Below are 16,881 nucleotides of genomic sequence, written 5' to 3' on the forward strand. Positions count from 1 at the left end.
CCCGGTCAGAGATGGCCGGGCTTTTTTTCGTTGAGTACGTCAAGAACGATGCGGGCGGCGGCCTCCCCAGGCGGCCTCTCCGTCGCCATGCGCTGCCAGACCGTCCGAAAGCCGGCCAGCATGGCCTCGCGTTCCGGCGTGGCGGCGGTCAGGCGCTCCATCCACCGCGCCAGCGCACCAGGCCGAATGGCTTCGTTGAGATATTCCGGAACGACCGGGTAATCCGCGACGAGATTGGGAATGGCGGCGGTCCATATCTTGATGCGCTTGTGCATCAGGCGAATGATCCAGTCAGCCTTGTAGGCTGAAATCACCGGTATGCCGGCCAGCGCCAGTTCGAGAATGACCGTGCCGGACGCCGCGATTGCCGCGTCAGCCTCAGCGAAAGCCTGCCACTTCGCGGCCGGGCCGACGGTGATTTCCGGCTTGATGACCCAGGGCGCCGTGATCTGCCGCACCAAGCCTTCCTGTTTCGGAACGGTCGGCAACAGGAACCGCATGTGCGGATGACGGCTGCGAAGCTCCTTGGCCGTCTCGCCGAAATCGGGCAGCAGGCGGGTGATCTCACTGGCGCGCGATCCCGGCAGCAGGAGACAGGTCGCAGGCGCCATACAAGCCTTTGCATCGTGTTTCTCCACCTGCCGCGCTCGAACCTGCAGCACATTCGCGTCGCTTGCCAGTCTGTGCCCCACATAGGTCGTCGGCGGACCTCCGAGGTGCTGCATGACTTCAGGCTCGAAGGGAAGCACGGCCAGCACATGATCGACATAGGGGCGCATGTTGACGGCGCGCTCGGGTTTCCACGCCCAGACGCTCGGACAGACATAATTGACGATCGGCAGGTCCGGCAATGACTTGCGGACAATCCTTGCCACGCGATGAGTGAAATCCGGGCTATCGATAATCACGAGGACATCGGGTCTGGTCGCGATGATCGCCTGTGCCGTCTGGCGGATGCGCAGAACAAGTTTCGGCAATTTCGCCAGCACCTGCGAAACACCCATGATAGACAGTTCGGAATAGTCGAACAGCGATTTCAGGCCTTCCGCTTCCAACCCCTCGCCGCCGACGCCGACGACGGATAGATCGCCGCCAACGAGGGGGCGCAACGCCTTGACCAGATCGGCCCCAAGCAGGTCGCCGGAAACCTCACCGGCAATGACAGCAAGCTTGAGATCGCCTTTGCTCATCGCAGGTCTCGCAGAAATGCGCGATCGATTCCGGTGACGAAGATATCGGCCTCATCCGCCTGCGGAATCATCTGCGACCGCTCCAGCACCAGCGCGCGCCCGGCCTCGACGGCAATGCCGGCTAGTCCCGCAGCCCTGGCCCCCTCGATCGTCGATGCGCCAATCGATGGCAGATCGGCGCGCAAATCCTGTTGCGGCTTGCAGAGCTTGACCAGAACACCGCGCCGGCGGGTCGAAATCCGTCCCTCGGTCCTCAGTGCAGCGACACGGTCGAGCATCGCATCCGTTCCCTCGGGCCCCTCTAGAGCGACCACGCGCCCGCCGACAGCGACAGCACCCTGCCCGACATCCAGCTTGCCGAGGGCGACCGCGGCCGCGGCGGCGACTTCGATATCCTTCCAGTCGTCGCGATCTGGTTCGATTGCGCCGAGCGGCCCGGTTTCCGCCAGCAACTCGGGAATGATGTCCTGCACGCCGATAACACGTGCACCGCTTGCCTCGATGAGTTCGATGGCCATTTTCAACACCGCATCGTCACCACCTGACAGCAGCGTTTTCAGCACACCCGGCACCTTGGCGAGCGTCTTCAATGTGGGCTTGATATCACGCCATTCCGGACGGCGGCGAACGGCGCCGGACAGCACGACACGGTCAATCCCCTCAGCGCGGAAGACCGCGCTGATCGCCTTGAAATTGCCGATGCCCAGGAACTGATGATCGAAATCAGACCAGTCCAGTCCGGTTTCGTTGCTGAGGGCGATGATGTAGGGTTTCTCGCCTCTCGCCTGGGCAGCTTCAGCCACGTGATGGGGCAGCATGCCGCCACCGGCGATGATGGCCAGCCTTCCGCGGTTTTCCGGCCGGCTGTCGATAGCCATCACGCTCAGCCTTTTTTACCTCGGCTTGGCGATGACAAAGCGCGATCGCTCTCGGCGGCGATGAAATCGAGAATTTCCATGGCCGGTGTGCAATCGGCGTAGTCCGCACGAATGGCGGCAGCGTTGGCACGAATGGATTCAGGGCCTTCGAAAATCTGCTTATAGGCGCGGCGGACCTCGTGGATCTTCGCCTTTTCGATGCCGGCCCGCGCCATGCCGACGACATTGAGGCCGCTCAGGATACCCGGATTGCCGTTCAGCATGCCGTAGGGGATGACATCGTAGCTGACGGCCGAGAGACCGCCGATAAAGGCGTGCCGTCCGACGCGGGTGAACTGGTGGACTGCCGAACCGCCGCCGAGAATGGCGCGGTCTTCGACCGTCACATGCCCCGCGAGCATGACGTTGTTGGACAGGATGATGTTGTTGCCCAAGCGGCAGTCATGCGCAACATGCGCATAGGCAAGGAAGAGGTTGTTGTCGCCGATGATCGTCGCACCGCCATGCTCGACGGTGCCGGTATTCATCGTCACGCCCTCACGGATCGTGCAGTTTTCACCGATTGTCAGCGTCGTATCGACGGCGCTGTGATGCACGCTCTGCGAATCGCCGCCAATCACAGCGGACGGAAAAATCTTCGATCCCTTGCCGACCGTGGTGCGCCCAAGCACGACCACGTGACTGATCAGTTCGACATCGTCTGCGAGTACGACCTTCGGGCCGACGTGGCAGAACGGTCCGACAACGACGTTGTCGCCGATCACCGCTCCGTCTTCGATAACCGAGAGCGGGTGGATCTTCGCGGTGGCTGCAATCATGTTCAGGCGTCTTCCTTGCTGATAATCATCGCGCCGATATCAGCTTCCGCGACAAGTTGCCCGTCAACTTTTGCATCACAATGAAATTTCCAGATATTGCCGCGCTGCTTCTGCTTGACGACATGGAACTCGACGCGGTCGCCCGGCACCACCGGCTTGCGGAAGCGGGCATTGTCGATCGTCATGAAGTAAACCAGATTGCTGCCGTCGCCGGTCTTGCGGGCACAGATCGCACCCGCCGTCTGGGCCATGCCTTCGATAAGCAGGACGCCTGGCATGATAGGCTGTTCGGGAAAATGGCCGGTGAAGTGCGGCTCATTGGCCGTGACGTTCTTGATGCCGATCGCCGAGTTGTCGCCGTCAATCTCGATGATGCGATCAACCAGCAGGAACGGATAGCGATGGGGAAGCAGCGTCAAGATTTCCCGGATATCGGCCGTACCGAGAACGGTGGTTCCTGCTTCACTCATCATTGCCTCCCGATTTCTTTTGTCTGCTATGTGCCCGTGCCGTCATTTCGGCGATGTCGCGAAGGAAGTCGCGCATCGGACGAGCCGGTATTCCACCATAGCGTTCATTAGGCGGAACATCCGAAGCGACGCCGCTCATCGCGGCAATCTGCGCACGGTCACCAATCTTGATATGACCATTCACCGCTGCTGCGCCACCGATCATCACACCGTCGCCAACAATCGTACTACCGGCGATGCCGACCTGACTGACAATGCCGCAATGCCGGCCGATGCGGACGTTGTGTCCGATCTGAACCTGATTATCGATCTTTGTGCCTTCGCCGATGACGGTATCGTCCATCGTGCCACGATCGATCGTCGTGTTGGCGCCGATCTCTACATTGTCCTGGATAATGACGCGCCCGATCTGGACGATCTTGATCATTCCGCCCTTCGGGCCCGGCGCATAACCGAACCCATCCTGGCCGATGCGGGCGCCGGGATGGATGATGACGTTGTTGCCGACGAGCGCGCACAGGATGCTCGCACCGGCGGAAATGGTACAGTCGCGGCCGATGCGAACACCGGGTCCGATCATCGCGCCAGCGCCGATCCGCGTCCCCTCGCCGATTTCGGCGCCTGCGCCGATCACGGCCATCGGCTCGACCTCGACGCCAGCCTCCAGCCGCGCCTGCGGATCGATAATCGCCGCGGAAGAAATTCCAGCCTGCGAAAGGTTCCGCGACGGACGCATTGCCATTTCATGCAGATAGGTCCCCGCCAGGGCGAAAGCCGTGTGCGGATGCGCGGTCAGCAGAACAGGGATATGAGGTGGCACGAGCGACGCAATGGTCTTGTCGCAGACGATCGCAGTCGCCTGGCAGGTTCCCAGCTCATCGCGGCTCCTGCGGGACAACATATAGCAGATGTCGCCCTCCTTCGCGCGGTAGACCGGCGCCACCGACCGGGCAAGCCGGTCGGCTGAACTCTTGTCTTCAATCGTCGCGCCGATGTGGTCCGCCAGATCGCTCAGGCGAACCCCCTCATGCGGTGGGAAGAACCAATTATATTCCATGGCCAACACTCCAGAACAGTTTTGGCAGGCAGTTCTGGACTGCAAGGATCAGAAGGACGACGAGATACCGAACTTGAGGTTCTGAACCCTGTCGAAATCTTCCTTGGCGATCGGGAACGCGTAGTCGATGCGCAGCGGACCGAAGGGTGACGCCCAGAGCAAACCGAGGCCGACGGACGCCCGGAGCGAACTGCCCGTACCGCGAACTCCGTCGGCCGCGGTCACGTCCACATCGTTGCCGTAAAGCGTACCGGCATCGGCGAACACAGCACCGCGGAAGCCTGCATCGCGTGAAACGAACGGCAGCGGGAATGTCGCCTCGGCGGACGCCGTGAAATAGGTCGTGCCGCCGATTGCATCGCCGTTTTCCGCGCGCGGGCCAACGCCATTGCGCTCGAAGCCGCGGATATCGTTGCTGCCCAACTGGAACTGGTCGAACACTTCCATCTCGCCGCCGGTATTGAACACATGGCCGGCACTGCCAGCCAGCGATGCAACAATATCCGCATCGTCATGCACCGTGTAGTACCACTTGAACTTACCGGTCAGCTTGTAGAAATCAGACGTTCCGCCGAGGCCTGCATATTCCTGCGTCGCCGAAGCCAGTATACCTTCGTGGGCCTGCTGCGCGTCGTCTAGCGAGTTGTAGGCCAGCGTCTGCGAGATCGAAGAACGATCCCACGGCGAGCCATCGACGGCCCGATCGTACGGGCTTGAAAGATCATCCGTATCGCCGTGATAGTCCATCTGCGTATAGTTGTAGCGAAGCGTCGTCGACAGCCGTTCAGTAATCGGCGCCGTTACGCGCAGGCTGAAGCCCTGGTCCTCATAGCTGTAGTTGTCTTCATCATAGTCGTTTTCGTTCTTGAAGATATCGAAGCCGGCGGCCAGACGATAGCCGAGGAAATAAGGCTCCGTGAACGAAACTTTGTAGGTCCGGCTGTCTTGGCCGCGACCAGCGGCCAAGCGGATATACTGGCCGCGGCCAAGGAAGTTTTTCTCCTCGATCGAGGCTTCGACAAGGAACCCGCCGCCGCTGCCGGCCGCATAGCCCGCGCCGATGCCGAACGAACCGGTCGACTGGTCCTGCACATCAACGACAATCACGACGCGGTCGCCCGCGCTGCCCGGCTGTGTGCTGACGTTGACCGTGGAGAAATAACCGAGAGCCTCAAGCCGGCGCTTGGCCGTCGCAATCATCTCCTGATTGAACGCATCACCCTCGCTCATGTCGAATTCGCGACGGATGACGTAGTCGCGTGTGCGGGTGTTGCCGCGGATTTCGATGCGCTCGATATAGGCGCGCTCACCCTGATCGACGAGATAATCGACCGCAATCGTCCGGTTGCCGAAATCACGGTTACCGCGCGGGGTTACGCGAGCAAAGGGATAACCCTGGGCCGCAACGCGCTTGGAAATTGCGGAAATGCTTTCCTGAACGTCCTTGGCCTTATAGACCGAGCCTTCGGAGGTCTGCACGAGACCCTTCAACTCTTCGGCATCCACGCCTTCGACGGTCGATTCAACATTGACCGGGCCGAAATCGTAGCGCTCACCCTCTTCGACGGTGATCGTCACGGTGTATTCGTTGCTGGATTCATCCAGGACAGCATCGGAGGAAATGATACGGAAATCCGCATAGCCGCGATTATAGTAGAATTGCCGAAGCAACTCCTCATCCGCGCGCAGCTTGTCGGCGTTGTAGACATCCTTGCGGTTCAGGAACGAGAAGATGCCCGATTCCTTCGTCGCGATCACGGCCTGAAGACGGCCGTCGCTGTAGGCATTGTTGCCGACGAAATTGATCTGGGTGATCTTCGTGCGATCACCTTCATTGATGACGAAAGCGAGATTGACGCGACCTTCCGCAATCGGAACAACCTGCGTCGTAACCGTGACGTCGCTACGGCCGATGGCCGCATAGGCATCTTTGATGGCCTGAATATCGGATTCCGCCGTCGCCTCGCTGTAGGGGCCGAGCGAACGCGTGCGAACGACCGCCTGCAGCTTGTCGTCCTTGATCTTGCGGTTGCCGTTGAAAACGACCTGGTTGACGAGCTGGTTTTCGCTCACGGTGACGACAAGCGTGCCACCTGAGATATTGATGCTGACATCGGAGAAATAGCCGGTCGAATAGAGGCGCTTTACGGAAGAATCGATATCAGCATTGCTGAAGCTCTTGCCGGGAACGATCGTGATATTGGCACGGACAGTTTCCGGGCTGACACGGGTAGCGCCACGAACTTCCACGCGGCTGATCGTTGCGGCTTCTGCGACAGATGCACTTGCAAGCGTTACAATGCCAGTCCCCGATGCGACAATCCCAGTAGACAGCGCAACCGCCGACACCGCGTTCAAAAATCTTGAACCAGCTTTCATAAACCTTACCTTCTTCCCAATGCCCCGCAGCGAACTCGTACCGACTCCGGTCACGGTTGCCGTTTTAACCGCTTTTCTCATACAAGCAAGGGAGCTCGTTAATTTCTATTTACTTCAATTGAAACCGTGTCCTAACGGCCACTACGAAGTTGCTTTATCGTAAACAATTCCTTTCGATCAACCCTTTGAATTCACAAAAAGGTCGACCGCCTCTCCGATAGCCCGTACCGCCGGCGCAAGTCCAAAATCCCTAACCCAGAAGCGAACTGATGTCGTTCCACGTGGCGAAAACCATCAGCATCAGAACCATGGCAAAACCGATGCGGAAAGCGATGTCCTGCGCCCCTGGTCCCACAGGTTTTCCGCGGACCGCTTCCACCGCATAAAACATCAGATGGCCACCATCAAGTACGGGAACGGGCATAAGATTGAGAAGTCCAATGGAAACTGAAAGCACGGCAGCCAGTTGCAGGACAGCAGCGACGCCGATTGTCGCCATCTGGCCAGACGCCTGGGCAACCCGGATCGGGCCACCAAGCTGGTCGGCCTTCATCCGGCCGGTAACGAGATTGCCCAGATAATTGAATGTACCGGTGACGATGTGCCAGCTTTCGATCACCGCCTGCGCAACGGCCTCTATCGGGCCAAAGTGTTGCAAGCGGAAATTGCCGGTTTCCTGGTTCGTCAGGATACCGATGATGCCGAGTTCCATCTTGTTGCCGAACTGGTCGGTGATCTCGGTGCGCTGTGGCACCATCGGCAGCTCCAGCAGTTCACCGCTGCGCTTGATCTGAATTGTGATCGGCGTTTCCGGGCGAATACTGACATAGCGGCGCACGTCGTCAAAGGTCGTGACAGGCGTGCCGTCGATGGAAACGAGCAGGTCGCCCGGCAGCACACCAGCCTGGGCTGCGGCGCTGTTTTCCTTGACTTCCGCAACGACCGGATCCGCCACCGGCTTGCCGTAGATGGAAAAAAGCACAGCGAAGATCGCGATGGCCAGAATGAAGTTGGCGATGGGGCCGGCGGCAACTGTGGCAGCGCGCTTCCATAGCTTGGCCCCCAGGAAGGTGCGACCACGATCCTCGGTGGAATATTGATCAAGGCGGCTGTAGTCGGGAACGCTCGCAGCATCCTCATCGCCGAAGAACTTGACGTAGCCGCCGAGCGGAATGGCACAGACCTTCCAGCGCGTCCCGCGTTTGTCGGTATAGCCGAGCAATTCGGGGCCGAAACCGATGGCGAAGGCGAGGATGCGGATTCCGGACCAGCGCCCGACAAGGTAGTGGCCCATCTCGTGCACGAAGACGATCAGCGTCAGAACCAGCAAAAACGGCACGATATAGCCGAGAATAAAGTGAAGCATATCGGCCAGGTAAGCCATGTCATCCCTCGATCAGGTATGCGGCGCCATTTACGGCCCCAGCAGGATTGCCCCCATGGGAGCGTTTTGTCCACCGGCAGCCATGACTTGCACCAAAACAAATAGAAGCGCGGCAAAACAGGCAAAAACAAGTCCGTCGGCGCGATCCATGACGCCGCCATGACCGGGAATGAGCCTGCTCGAATCCTTCACACCGAACCGGCGTTTTATATAGGATTCAAAGAGATCGCCGATCTGGCTGGCGACCGACAGTACAAGCGCCAGCAAAGGAATGCGCAGGTCGTCCATCGAAAAGTGGCTGAGGAACACCGCGACGCCCGCGATCACGCCGCAAACCGCTCCTCCGATCGCACCCGACCAGGTCTTTCCGGGCGAAATGCGCGGCGCCAGTTTCGGACCGCCAATCGCCCGGCCGGTGAAATAGGCGAAAATATCGGTCGCCCAAACGACGGCGAAAATGAAGATCATCGCGATCAGGCCGATATCGCTGTCCCCCCGGATCGCCGAGAGCGAGATGCCGGTAAGCCCGGAATAGACGATGCCGCCGGGCAGCCACCAGCTGCCGCCGCGCAGATAGACCCAAATGGCGGCAGCAACGGCAGATGCCGCCAAAGCCAGCAACGTCAACTGAGCATTATCAAACAGAATGAGGGCGGCGATAACTGCCTGCGAAAGCCAGCCGAAAGCATTGCCCTGAAAATCACGCTCGGCAAGGCGGGTGATCGTCGACCATTCGTAATAGACAAGGAGCGCAATGGCGACGGAGAGCAATTGGAAGACGGTTCCACCAACCCAGGTGGCACCAAGGACAGCGGCAGCCAGAACAATGCCGGAAACGATACGTAGTTGCAGCTCTCTCTGCATCAGGAGCCAACTGCCAGCGTCGGCTGCGACAGCCCGCCAAAGCGGCGTTCCCGTCCGGCATAGGTCTTCAGCGCATCGAGGAAAACCTCGCGGTTGAAATCTGGCCAGAGGTCAGGAACGAATAGAAGTTCGGAATAAGCCGCCTGCCAAAGCAGGAAATTCGACAGCCTCTCTTCGCCGCTGGTGCGCAGAATAAGGTCCGGATCCGGTATGCCGGACGTGTCAAGTTTGCTCGCAATGCGTTCCGGCGTGATCTGGTCGGGCGTCAGCCGCCCTTGCGCGACATCAACCGCCAGCGCCTGCATGGCGCGGGTCATTTCATCGCGCGAACCGTAATTGAACGCGATGACGAGCGTAATGCCAGTATTGTTGCGCGTCGTATCCTCGGCCTCGATCAGCAAAGGCAGAATATCACCGCGAAGATTGGTCTTGTCGCCGATCACCCGGATGCGAACGTTCTGCCGGTGCAAATCCGCCAGGTCGCGCCGGATGAAGGCCTTCAGCAGTCCCATCAGATCGGAGACCTCCGCCTCTGGCCGGCTCCAGTTTTCGGACGAGAAGGCAAACAGCGTCAGGTAACGAATGCCCACCTCGCCGGCGGTCCGCACCGCCTCGCGGACGGCTTCGACGCCCTTGCGATGCCCCATCGTGCGCGGAAGCCCACGCGAATTGGCCCAACGCCCGTTGCCGTCCATGATGATGGCAACGTGCGTGGGAACATTTCTAATCAATGGGTTTGACATCAGCGGCCCGAAAAACAGAGACTCGGAAAAGGGCAGTCTAGACCTGCATGATTTCCTTTTCCTTGTCGGCGAGCAAGCGGTCGATGTCGGAAATCATCTCGTCGGTCATTTTCTGGACCCTTTCCGACTGGCTGCGGCTCACATCCTGGCCGATGTCCCCATCCTTTTCGGCTTTTTTCAGGCTGTCCATGCCATCGCGACGAACGTTACGCACCGCGATCTTCGCCTTCTCGCTGTAGTCATGCGCAACTTTCACCAGAGACTTGCGGCGCTCTTCGTTCAGCTCCGGCAACGGAATACGCAAATTCTGCCCGTCGACGATCGGATTGAGGCCGAGATTCGATTCTCGGATCGCACGATCAACAGCCCCGACCATCGACTTGTCCCAGATCGACACGCCGAGCATACGCGCTTCCGGAACTGTAATGTTGGCAACCTGGTTCAGCGGAACGCGCGAGCCATAGGCTTCAACCATGACCGGATCGAGAACATTGGCGGATGCACGACCGGTGCGCAGCGATGCGATGTCGTGCTTGAAAGCGGCGATCGCACCTTCCATGCGGCGCTTCAGATCACTCAGGTCAATACCTTCACTCATGGATCAAACTCCCGTTTTATCGCGGCAGCATTGCCGCCGCCCTGTCCTGCTCAATTGTCTGTTACGATGGTGGCGCGACCGCCGCCGGTCAAGATCTCTGCGAAACCGCCCTTCTCGTGGATCGAGAACACGATGATCGGAATGCTGTTTTCGCGCGCCAGCGCTACGGCTGCAACATCCATGACGGCCAAGCCTCTTTCCAGAACTTCGCTGTGGGTCAAGCGGTCGAAACGCGTCGCGGTCAGGTCCTTCTTCGGGTCTGCGGTATAGATACCGTCGACCTGCGTTCCCTTGAAGATCGCCTCGGCGCCCATTTCGGCAGCGCGCAGCGCAGCCGCAGAATCGGTGGTGAAGAACGGATTGCCGGTGCCGCCGGCAAAGATCACCACACGGCCGAGCGAAAGATGATAGAGCGTCGCGCGCTGCGAGAAGCTTTCGCAGATTTCCGGCATCGCGATTGCCGAGAGTACGACGGTATCGATGTCGAGCTTGCGCAAGGACGTCGCCAGGGCCAACGCGTTGATCACCGTTGCCAGCATGCCCATATGGTCGCCGGTTACCCGGTCGCCGCCCTTGGAAGCCACGGCGACCCCGCGAAAAATGTTGCCGCCGCCGACGACCACGCCGACTTCCACTCCCATGGCACGCGCTTCGGCAATGTCCGAGGCAATCCGGTCGGCAACAGCGACATCGATGCCGAAGCCCTGATTGCCCATGAGCGCCTCGCCCGAAGCCTTCAGCAGCACGCGTTTGAAGAGAGGTTTGGCCGACATCGTCACTCCTGTCCAAGAAGGCGCACACATGCGAGATGGTGCGTAAAACTGATCTTTCATCCCCGCGCGGCCGATGTCACCCCGGATGATGACCGAAGGAGCCTGCGCCAATGTGATGATGATGCCGGATACACGAAGGGCACCGCGTTGTCACGCGATGCCCCCCGGTTTTCCCAATCAGGATGAAGAAATCAACCCTTGGCGACGGCTGCTACTTCAGCGGCGAAGTCGGTTTCTTCCTTCTCGACACCTTCGCCGAGCAGAAGGCGGGCCATGCCGGTGACTTCGATCGGAGCGCCGACAGCCTTTTCAGCTTCCTTGACGGCAGCTTCGACGGTGAGGTCGGGGTTCATCACGAAAGCCTGCGACAGAAGTGCTACTTCCTCGAAGAACTTGCGCATGCGGCCATCGACCATCTTTTCGATGATGTTGTCCGGCTTGCCGGAAGCGCGCGACTGCTCGATGAAGATCGAGCGCTCGCGGTCGGCAACGGCCGGATCGACCTCGGTCGAACGGATGGCCAGCGGGTTGGTCGCGGCGATGTGCATGGCGACCTGGCGGCCGATAGCGTTCAGGGCGTCCTTGTCGCCGGTCGACTTCAGCGCGACGAGAACGCCGAGCTTGCCGAGGCCGTCCGCAACGGAGTTGTGAACGTAGGTGGCGACGACACCGTCTTCAACCGACAGCAAGGCGGAACGGCGCAGCGCCATGTTTTCGCCGATCGTGGCAATTGCATCGGTGATGCTTTCGGCAACGGACTTGCCGGTCGCCGGAAAGTTGGCGGCGGAAATCGCCTCAACCGAGCCATCGGTGCCGACAGCGACGCCGGCAATACCGCGAACCAGGTCCTGGAAGGCATCGTTGCGGGCAACGAAGTCGGTTTCGGAGTTGAGTTCGATGACGACGGCCTTGGTGCCGCTGCTGGCGATGCCGATCAGGCCTTCGGCGGCTGCACGGCCGGACTTCTTGTCGGCCTTGGCAATGCCCTTGGCGCGCAGCCAGTCGATCGCGGCTTCCATGTCACCATTGGTTTCGCCGAGTGCCTTCTTGCAATCCATCATGCCTGCGCCGGTCTTTTCGCGCAGTTCCTTCACCATTGCTGCTGTAATAGTGCTCATCTTTTTTGCCTCTTCGTTTTGTTCGGCTGGTCCGCAGCCAGGAAACCGGCGCGATACCAGGAGGATGTGGCAGGGGATGACCCCTGAATATGACACCGTGATGAAAGGCTTCGTCGCGGTGATGTGCATCGCAAAGACCATCCCTGCTTGAGTTTGGTCCGGTGCAAAAGAACAAGGCCGTTCACTTCTTCAGTCGTAAACGGCCTTTTCCTGATTTTATCTAGAGGAGCGGCGAGAAACCCCGCCGTCCAGCCCGATCAGGCTTCGGCGGCTTCTTCGAGAGCCGGCTCGATCGGCAGTTCGGCAGAGGCGCCGAGGTCGCGACCGGACGAGCTCTGCTGACGGGCGATGCCGTCGAGGGCAGCGCGGGAGATCAGATCGCAATAGAGCGAGATCGCGCGCGAAGCGTCGTCGTTGCCGGGGATCGGGAAATCGATCTGGTCCGGGTCGCAGTTCGAATCGATGATCGCGACGACCGGGATGCCAAGACGCTTGGCTTCGTCGATGGCGATCGATTCCTTGTTGGTGTCGATGATGAACATCAGGTCCGGTACGCCGCCCATATCGCGAATACCGCCGAGAGCACGGTTCAGCTTTTCGCGTTCGCGCTCGAGGTTCAGACGTTCCTTCTTGGTGAAGCCCGAAGCTTCCGAGCTCAGGATCTCGTCGAGCTTGCGCAGGCGCTGGATCGAGTTCGAAATCGTCTTCCAGTTGGTCATCATGCCGCCGAGCCACCGGGCATTGACGTAATACTGGGCCGAGCGCTTGGCAGCGTCAGCGATGATCTCGGACGCCTGGCGCTTAGTGCCGACGAACAGAACGCGGCCGCCCTTGGCAACAGTGTCGCTGACGACCTGCAGGGCGCGCGACAGCATCGGCACGGTCTGTGCGAGGTCAATGATGTGGACGTTCGAACGATCGCCGAAGATGTACGGCTTCATTTTCGGGTTCCAGCGATGAGTCTGGTGACCGAAGTGAACGCCAGCTTCCAGAAGCTGGCGCATGCTAAAATCAGGCAATGCCATGCCTTTTTCTCCTTTTCCGGTTGAACCTCCGCAAGGCAAACAGCACCTTCTTCGAAGGCGCCACCGGGTGGAACTGCCGGATTTCTCCCGGACGGTCCCAAACCTTACGTGTGGAATGCGGTGGCCATACCCCCTGTTGCCCTATAAATCAAGGGAGGAGCATAAAATATTGGAAGGCAGCGCGTCGGGTTCTACTTGCAGTCGCCCTGCTTGAAGACTTCGAGGTCAGCAAGCTTGCCGGTCAGCACGAAGTCGCCGTAGTCCATCGTCAGATCGCGGGTGATGCCGTTTTCGTAGAGCTTGAACTCCATGCGGTAGATCGGCAGCGCGTCACCGGTCATGTCGTCGTTGAAGTAAGAGATGGTCACCGGCCAATAGGGCTTGGAAGCCATCGCTCCGGCTTTTCCGGCGTCGCCGTCATCGGCGACCGGTGTCCGCTGCTTGCCGACCATTGTCGTGGTGATGAGTGTCTTGTCGCCCGAATCGGAGCCGTCGAAGATGCGGGATTCGAACAGCGCCTCGCCCTTCTGCGCCCGATCGATGACCTCCAGCATGTGCTCGGTCGGAAACAGGCTCCGGGCCAGATCGACCTGGCGTTTGTCCGGCGAGGTCAGATCCACCTTCACGCCTTGCTCGGCCTCATGGGCGGAACCGCGCACCTCCTTATCCAGCTTCTCGTCAGTGAAGGAACGCGTCAGGAAGCGGAAATTGCCGTTCTTCAGGTCCTCATAGGTCGTTGTCTGCTGGTCCGTCAGCCTGACCTCCTCGCCAGTATCGACCTTGGTGACGAAACGAAAACTGACTGTGTAGCCTTCGCAGGCGGAGCCGTTGAATTCATAGACCATGCGGCCATACATTCCGGAAATGCCGGAGCGCTCGGATGCGTCTTTCAGCTCGAGATCATACACGGCACGGTGAGGCACCAGGATATTGGCGGACGCTGCAGAAGCGCCGCCGATCGTCACGCCGGAGAAACACGCCCATGCCAGAATGGCAGAGGCAAAGCTTGAACGAAACATCCGTTTCCTCCTGTTGGACTCGCCGCCGATGCTATAAGAACACATCCGGCGAAAGCGAGGCATAGATGATCGCGAAGCGGTATTTTATCACTTCATGAATCACGCTTTGCATGCAGCATTTGGTGACAAAACACAACGGAGTTATCCATGTCCGCAGAAATCGAAGCACGCATCCAGGAACTGGGAATCACCTTGCCGCAGGCCGCAGCTCCTGCCGCAAACTATGTCCCCTTCGTCATCAGCGGATCGCATCTTTATATCTCCGGCCAACTGCCGATGGAAAACGGCAAGATCGCGATTACCGGGCATCTCGGTGACGGCGTCGATGTCGCGACAGGCCAGCGTGCAGCCGAACTCTGCGCCATCAACATTCTCGCCCAGGCCAAGGCAGCACTTGGCGGCGATCTCTCGCGCATCCGCCGCATCGTCAAGCTCAACGGCTTCATTGCCTCCAACCCGACGTTTATCGAACAGCATCTGGTCATGAATGGGGCATCCAACCTGATCGCCAAAGTTCTCGGCGACGCTGGAATTCATGCCCGCGCAGCCGTCGGCATGGCCGCCCTGCCCTTCAATGCCGCCGTCGAGATCGACGCTGTCATCGAAATCGCATAACGGAACAGCCGCCATGAAAGACCTCTCCTGGCTGACGGCGCAACCGATCGCGCATCGTGGCTATCACGACATGAACCATACCATCTGGGAAAACACGCTGTCCGCCTTTTCCCGGGCGGTGGAAAACGGCTTCGCGATCGAATGTGATCTGCAATATACCGCAGACAGCGTGCCCGTCGTTTTTCACGATGACGACATGCAGCGCCTGTGCGGCATCAAGGGCGATATCCGCGAAAAGACGGCCGGCGAACTCGGCCTCGTCGCGATCGGCGGCACCGCCGACAAGGTGCCGACACTCGGCCAACTTCTCAGGCTGGTAAAAGGCCGCGTACCGCTGATCCTTGAACTCAAGGGTCGCAAGGGTGACGACGAGGGTTTTGCTGACGCGGTGCTGGAAACGTTGGAAGGCTACGACGGCCATGTTGCCCTGATGAGCTTCGACCATTGGCTGCTCAAAGACCTGAAGGCGCTCGACCCGCCCTACCCTTTGGGGCTAACGGCCGAGGGAGCGCGACCGGAAACGTTCTTCATTCACGAGGAAGCCATGCAGCTTGGCCTCGATTTCATTTCCTATCACTATGGACATCTGCCAAATTCGTTCATCGACAAGGAGCGCACCCTCGGACGGCCGATCATCACCTGGACAGTTCGGGACCAGGCCGCCGTCGATCACACGTTCAGCCACGCGGATCAGATGACGTTCGAGGGATTTGATCCAAGGGAGAGGCTTTCCGCTTAGAGAATGACAGGCGAAGTGAAAATCCGCATCGAAACCTCCTTTCAGGATATTTCGAGGGAAAGCTGGGACGGATTGTCCGGAGCCGCCAAAGGACAGCCCGGCGGTCTCTACAATCCGTTCATTTCCCACGCCTATCTCTCTTCGCTGGAGGACTCCGGCTCGGCCACGGCGGATACCGGATGGCTTGGCCAGCATCTGCTGATGGAGGGGAGCGACGGCAGTCTGGCAGGCGGCCTCATCTGCTATCTGAAAAACCACAGCCAAGGCGAATATGTCTTCGATCATGGCTGGGCCGATGCGCTGGAGCGGGCCGGCGGGCGTTACTATCCGAAATTGCAGTGCTCGGTCCCCTTCACGCCGGCGACCGGTCCGCGGCTTCTGAGCGCGCCCGATGCCAATGAGAGCGCAGTTCGCGAGGCACTTGTGGCCGGGCTTCAGGAACTGGCGCGCCGTCACAAGGTGTCATCGGCGCACGTAACCTTCGTGCCGGAAGAGGAAATGCCGTCATTCGAGCGCGCCGGCTTCCTGCACCGGACCGACCAGCAGTTCCATTTCGTCAACGACGGCTACGCATCCCACAACGACTTCCTCGAAACGCTCGCTTCCAGGAAACGCAAGGCGCTCAAGAAGGAGCGCCGGACAGCGCTTGAACACGGCATCAGCATCGACTGGCTGACCGGCAAGGACCTGACCGAAAGCGTCTGGGACCAGTTTTTCGCTTTCTACATGGATACCGGCAGCCGCAAATGGGGCCGTCCCTATCTTACCCGCAAATTCTATTCGCTGATCGGCGAGCGGATGGCGGACGACGTCCTGCTGGTCATGGCCAGGCGCAGCGGCCGCTATATAGCCGGCGCGATCAATTTCATCGGCAGCGACGCGCTTTACGGCCGCCACTGGGGCGCCATCGAAGACCATCCCTTCCTGCATTTCGAGGTCTGCTACCACCAGGCGATCGATTTCGCGCTTTCCAAAGGGCTGAAGCGCGTGGAGGCGGGCGCCCAAGGCGAACACAAGCTGGCACGCGGCTACCTGCCGGTGACGACCCATTCGGCGCATTTCATTGCCCATCCGGGATTGAAGCGGGCTGTGGCCGACTATCTCGAACGCGAGCGGCGGGACGTCGAGCAGATCGGCGATATGCTTGCAGATCACAGCCCTTTCCGCAAAGGTGCGCGGCAGGAAATGGACGACTGAACACGCTACGCTTT

The 16,881-nt window shown here is 59.7% G+C and carries 17 protein-coding genes; 3 read left to right on the forward strand and 14 right to left on the reverse strand.

Annotated features, from left to right (window positions below):
* Positions 1-5 precede the first annotated feature (5 nt).
* The 14 genes from lpxB to ACSQ2W_RS18135 all read right to left on the reverse strand — a co-directional run bounded on the left by lpxB (position 6) and on the right by ACSQ2W_RS18135 (position 14,316).
* The gene (lpxB, locus tag ACSQ2W_RS18070; RefSeq protein WP_436087486.1) at positions 6-1,190 is read right to left on the reverse strand and encodes a lipid-A-disaccharide synthase; all 1,185 of its coding nucleotides are present in this window, start codon (positions 1,188-1,190) and stop codon (positions 6-8) included.
* Positions 1,187-2,068: an LpxI family protein gene (locus tag ACSQ2W_RS18075; protein ID WP_436087487.1), complete on the reverse strand. Its 882-nt coding sequence runs from the start codon at positions 2,066-2,068 to the stop codon at positions 1,187-1,189. The genes lpxB and ACSQ2W_RS18075 overlap by 4 nt, the downstream gene beginning before the upstream one ends.
* A gap of 5 nt (positions 2,069-2,073) precedes the next feature.
* Positions 2,074-2,886: an acyl-ACP--UDP-N-acetylglucosamine O-acyltransferase gene (lpxA, locus tag ACSQ2W_RS18080; RefSeq protein WP_436087488.1), complete on the reverse strand. Its 813-nt coding sequence runs from the start codon at positions 2,884-2,886 to the stop codon at positions 2,074-2,076.
* Positions 2,887-2,888: 2 nt separating this feature from the next.
* Complete coding sequence (fabZ, locus tag ACSQ2W_RS18085) at positions 2,889-3,356, reverse strand: 3-hydroxyacyl-ACP dehydratase FabZ (RefSeq protein WP_436081527.1); 468 nt, start codon at positions 3,354-3,356, stop codon at positions 2,889-2,891.
* A complete protein-coding gene (gene lpxD / locus ACSQ2W_RS18090; protein WP_436087489.1) occupies positions 3,349-4,413 on the reverse strand; it encodes a UDP-3-O-(3-hydroxymyristoyl)glucosamine N-acyltransferase in 1,065 nt (354 codons plus the stop codon). Before lpxD ends, fabZ begins: the two co-directional genes overlap by 8 nt.
* 48 nt (positions 4,414-4,461) lie before the next feature.
* Positions 4,462-6,792 (reverse strand): outer membrane protein assembly factor BamA, encoded by a 2,331-nt coding sequence (gene bamA / locus ACSQ2W_RS18095; protein WP_436087490.1) that lies wholly within the window; start codon positions 6,790-6,792, stop codon positions 4,462-4,464.
* Between the two features lie 250 nt (positions 6,793-7,042).
* Complete coding sequence (gene rseP, locus ACSQ2W_RS18100; RefSeq protein WP_436087491.1) at positions 7,043-8,176, reverse strand: RIP metalloprotease RseP; 1,134 nt, start codon at positions 8,174-8,176, stop codon at positions 7,043-7,045.
* A 30-nt stretch (positions 8,177-8,206) separates the two neighbouring features.
* Entirely contained in the window at positions 8,207-9,040 is an 834-nt protein-coding gene (locus ACSQ2W_RS18105) for a phosphatidate cytidylyltransferase (RefSeq protein WP_436087492.1), read from the reverse strand.
* Positions 9,040-9,783: an isoprenyl transferase gene (locus ACSQ2W_RS18110; protein ID WP_436087493.1), complete on the reverse strand. Its 744-nt coding sequence runs from the start codon at positions 9,781-9,783 to the stop codon at positions 9,040-9,042. The genes ACSQ2W_RS18105 and ACSQ2W_RS18110 overlap by 1 nt, the downstream gene beginning before the upstream one ends.
* Positions 9,784-9,820: 37 nt before the next feature.
* Complete coding sequence (gene frr, locus ACSQ2W_RS18115) at positions 9,821-10,381, reverse strand: ribosome recycling factor (RefSeq protein ID WP_436087494.1); 561 nt, start codon at positions 10,379-10,381, stop codon at positions 9,821-9,823.
* A 50-nt stretch (positions 10,382-10,431) separates the two neighbouring features.
* Positions 10,432-11,154: a UMP kinase gene (gene pyrH / locus ACSQ2W_RS18120; protein ID WP_436081534.1), complete on the reverse strand. Its 723-nt coding sequence runs from the start codon at positions 11,152-11,154 to the stop codon at positions 10,432-10,434.
* A gap of 191 nt (positions 11,155-11,345) precedes the next feature.
* Positions 11,346-12,272, reverse strand: coding sequence for a translation elongation factor Ts (tsf, locus tag ACSQ2W_RS18125; RefSeq protein ID WP_436087495.1), 927 nt, complete (start codon positions 12,270-12,272; stop codon positions 11,346-11,348).
* 257 nt (positions 12,273-12,529) lie between these two features.
* Entirely contained in the window at positions 12,530-13,297 is a 768-nt protein-coding gene (gene rpsB, locus ACSQ2W_RS18130; protein ID WP_037123924.1) for a 30S ribosomal protein S2, read from the reverse strand.
* Between the two features lie 191 nt (positions 13,298-13,488).
* On the reverse strand, positions 13,489-14,316 hold the full coding sequence (locus ACSQ2W_RS18135; RefSeq protein ID WP_436087496.1) for a cell envelope integrity EipB family protein: 828 nt from the start codon (positions 14,314-14,316) through the stop codon (positions 13,489-13,491).
* Between the two features lie 147 nt (positions 14,317-14,463).
* On the opposite strand from ACSQ2W_RS18135, the gene ACSQ2W_RS18140 reads away from it, so the two are divergent.
* From ACSQ2W_RS18140 to ACSQ2W_RS18150, 3 genes are read left to right on the forward strand one after another with little or no spacing between them, the layout of a single operon-like run.
* On the forward strand, positions 14,464-14,931 hold the full coding sequence (locus ACSQ2W_RS18140; RefSeq protein ID WP_436087497.1) for a RidA family protein: 468 nt from the start codon (positions 14,464-14,466) through the stop codon (positions 14,929-14,931).
* Between the two features lie 13 nt (positions 14,932-14,944).
* Positions 14,945-15,670, forward strand: coding sequence for a glycerophosphodiester phosphodiesterase (locus ACSQ2W_RS18145; RefSeq protein WP_436087498.1), 726 nt, complete (start codon positions 14,945-14,947; stop codon positions 15,668-15,670).
* 3 nt (positions 15,671-15,673) lie between these two features.
* Positions 15,674-16,867, forward strand: coding sequence for a GNAT family N-acetyltransferase (locus tag ACSQ2W_RS18150; protein ID WP_436087499.1), 1,194 nt, complete (start codon positions 15,674-15,676; stop codon positions 16,865-16,867).
* The last annotated feature ends 14 nt before the right edge of the window (positions 16,868-16,881 follow it).

The organism is Pararhizobium sp. LjRoot255 (assembly GCF_964252905.1).
GTDB lineage: Bacteria > Pseudomonadota > Alphaproteobacteria > Rhizobiales > Rhizobiaceae > Pararhizobium.

Bases quoted from the DNA above. Each gene is read 5' to 3' on its own strand.
- ACSQ2W_RS18150 (WP_436087499.1), top strand. From the start codon at position 15,674: ATGACAGGCGAAGTGAAAATCCGCATCGAAACCTCCTTTCAGGATATT.
- tsf (WP_436087495.1), bottom strand. From the start codon at position 12,272: ATGAGCACTATTACAGCAGCAATGGTGAAGGAACTGCGCGAAAAGACC.
- lpxD (WP_436087489.1), bottom strand. From the start codon at position 4,413: ATGGAATATAATTGGTTCTTCCCACCGCATGAGGGGGTTCGCCTGAGC.
- lpxA (WP_436087488.1), bottom strand. From the start codon at position 2,886: ATGATTGCAGCCACCGCGAAGATCCACCCGCTCTCGGTTATCGAAGAC.
- ACSQ2W_RS18075 (WP_436087487.1), bottom strand. From the start codon at position 2,068: ATGGCTATCGACAGCCGGCCGGAAAACCGCGGAAGGCTGGCCATCATC.
- ACSQ2W_RS18145 (WP_436087498.1), top strand. From the start codon at position 14,945: ATGAAAGACCTCTCCTGGCTGACGGCGCAACCGATCGCGCATCGTGGC.
- fabZ (WP_436081527.1), bottom strand. From the start codon at position 3,356: ATGAGTGAAGCAGGAACCACCGTTCTCGGTACGGCCGATATCCGGGAA.
- ACSQ2W_RS18110 (WP_436087493.1), bottom strand. From the start codon at position 9,783: ATGTCAAACCCATTGATTAGAAATGTTCCCACGCACGTTGCCATCATC.
- pyrH (WP_436081534.1), bottom strand. From the start codon at position 11,154: ATGTCGGCCAAACCTCTCTTCAAACGCGTGCTGCTGAAGGCTTCGGGC.
- ACSQ2W_RS18140 (WP_436087497.1), top strand. From the start codon at position 14,464: ATGTCCGCAGAAATCGAAGCACGCATCCAGGAACTGGGAATCACCTTG.
- rseP (WP_436087491.1), bottom strand. From the start codon at position 8,176: ATGGCTTACCTGGCCGATATGCTTCACTTTATTCTCGGCTATATCGTG.
- lpxB (WP_436087486.1), bottom strand. From the start codon at position 1,190: ATGAGCAAAGGCGATCTCAAGCTTGCTGTCATTGCCGGTGAGGTTTCC.
- bamA (WP_436087490.1), bottom strand. From the start codon at position 6,792: ATGAAAGCTGGTTCAAGATTTTTGAACGCGGTGTCGGCGGTTGCGCTG.
- ACSQ2W_RS18105 (WP_436087492.1), bottom strand. From the start codon at position 9,040: ATGCAGAGAGAGCTGCAACTACGTATCGTTTCCGGCATTGTTCTGGCT.
- rpsB (WP_037123924.1), bottom strand. From the start codon at position 13,297: ATGGCATTGCCTGATTTTAGCATGCGCCAGCTTCTGGAAGCTGGCGTT.
- frr (WP_436087494.1), bottom strand. From the start codon at position 10,381: ATGAGTGAAGGTATTGACCTGAGTGATCTGAAGCGCCGCATGGAAGGT.
- ACSQ2W_RS18135 (WP_436087496.1), bottom strand. From the start codon at position 14,316: ATGTTTCGTTCAAGCTTTGCCTCTGCCATTCTGGCATGGGCGTGTTTC.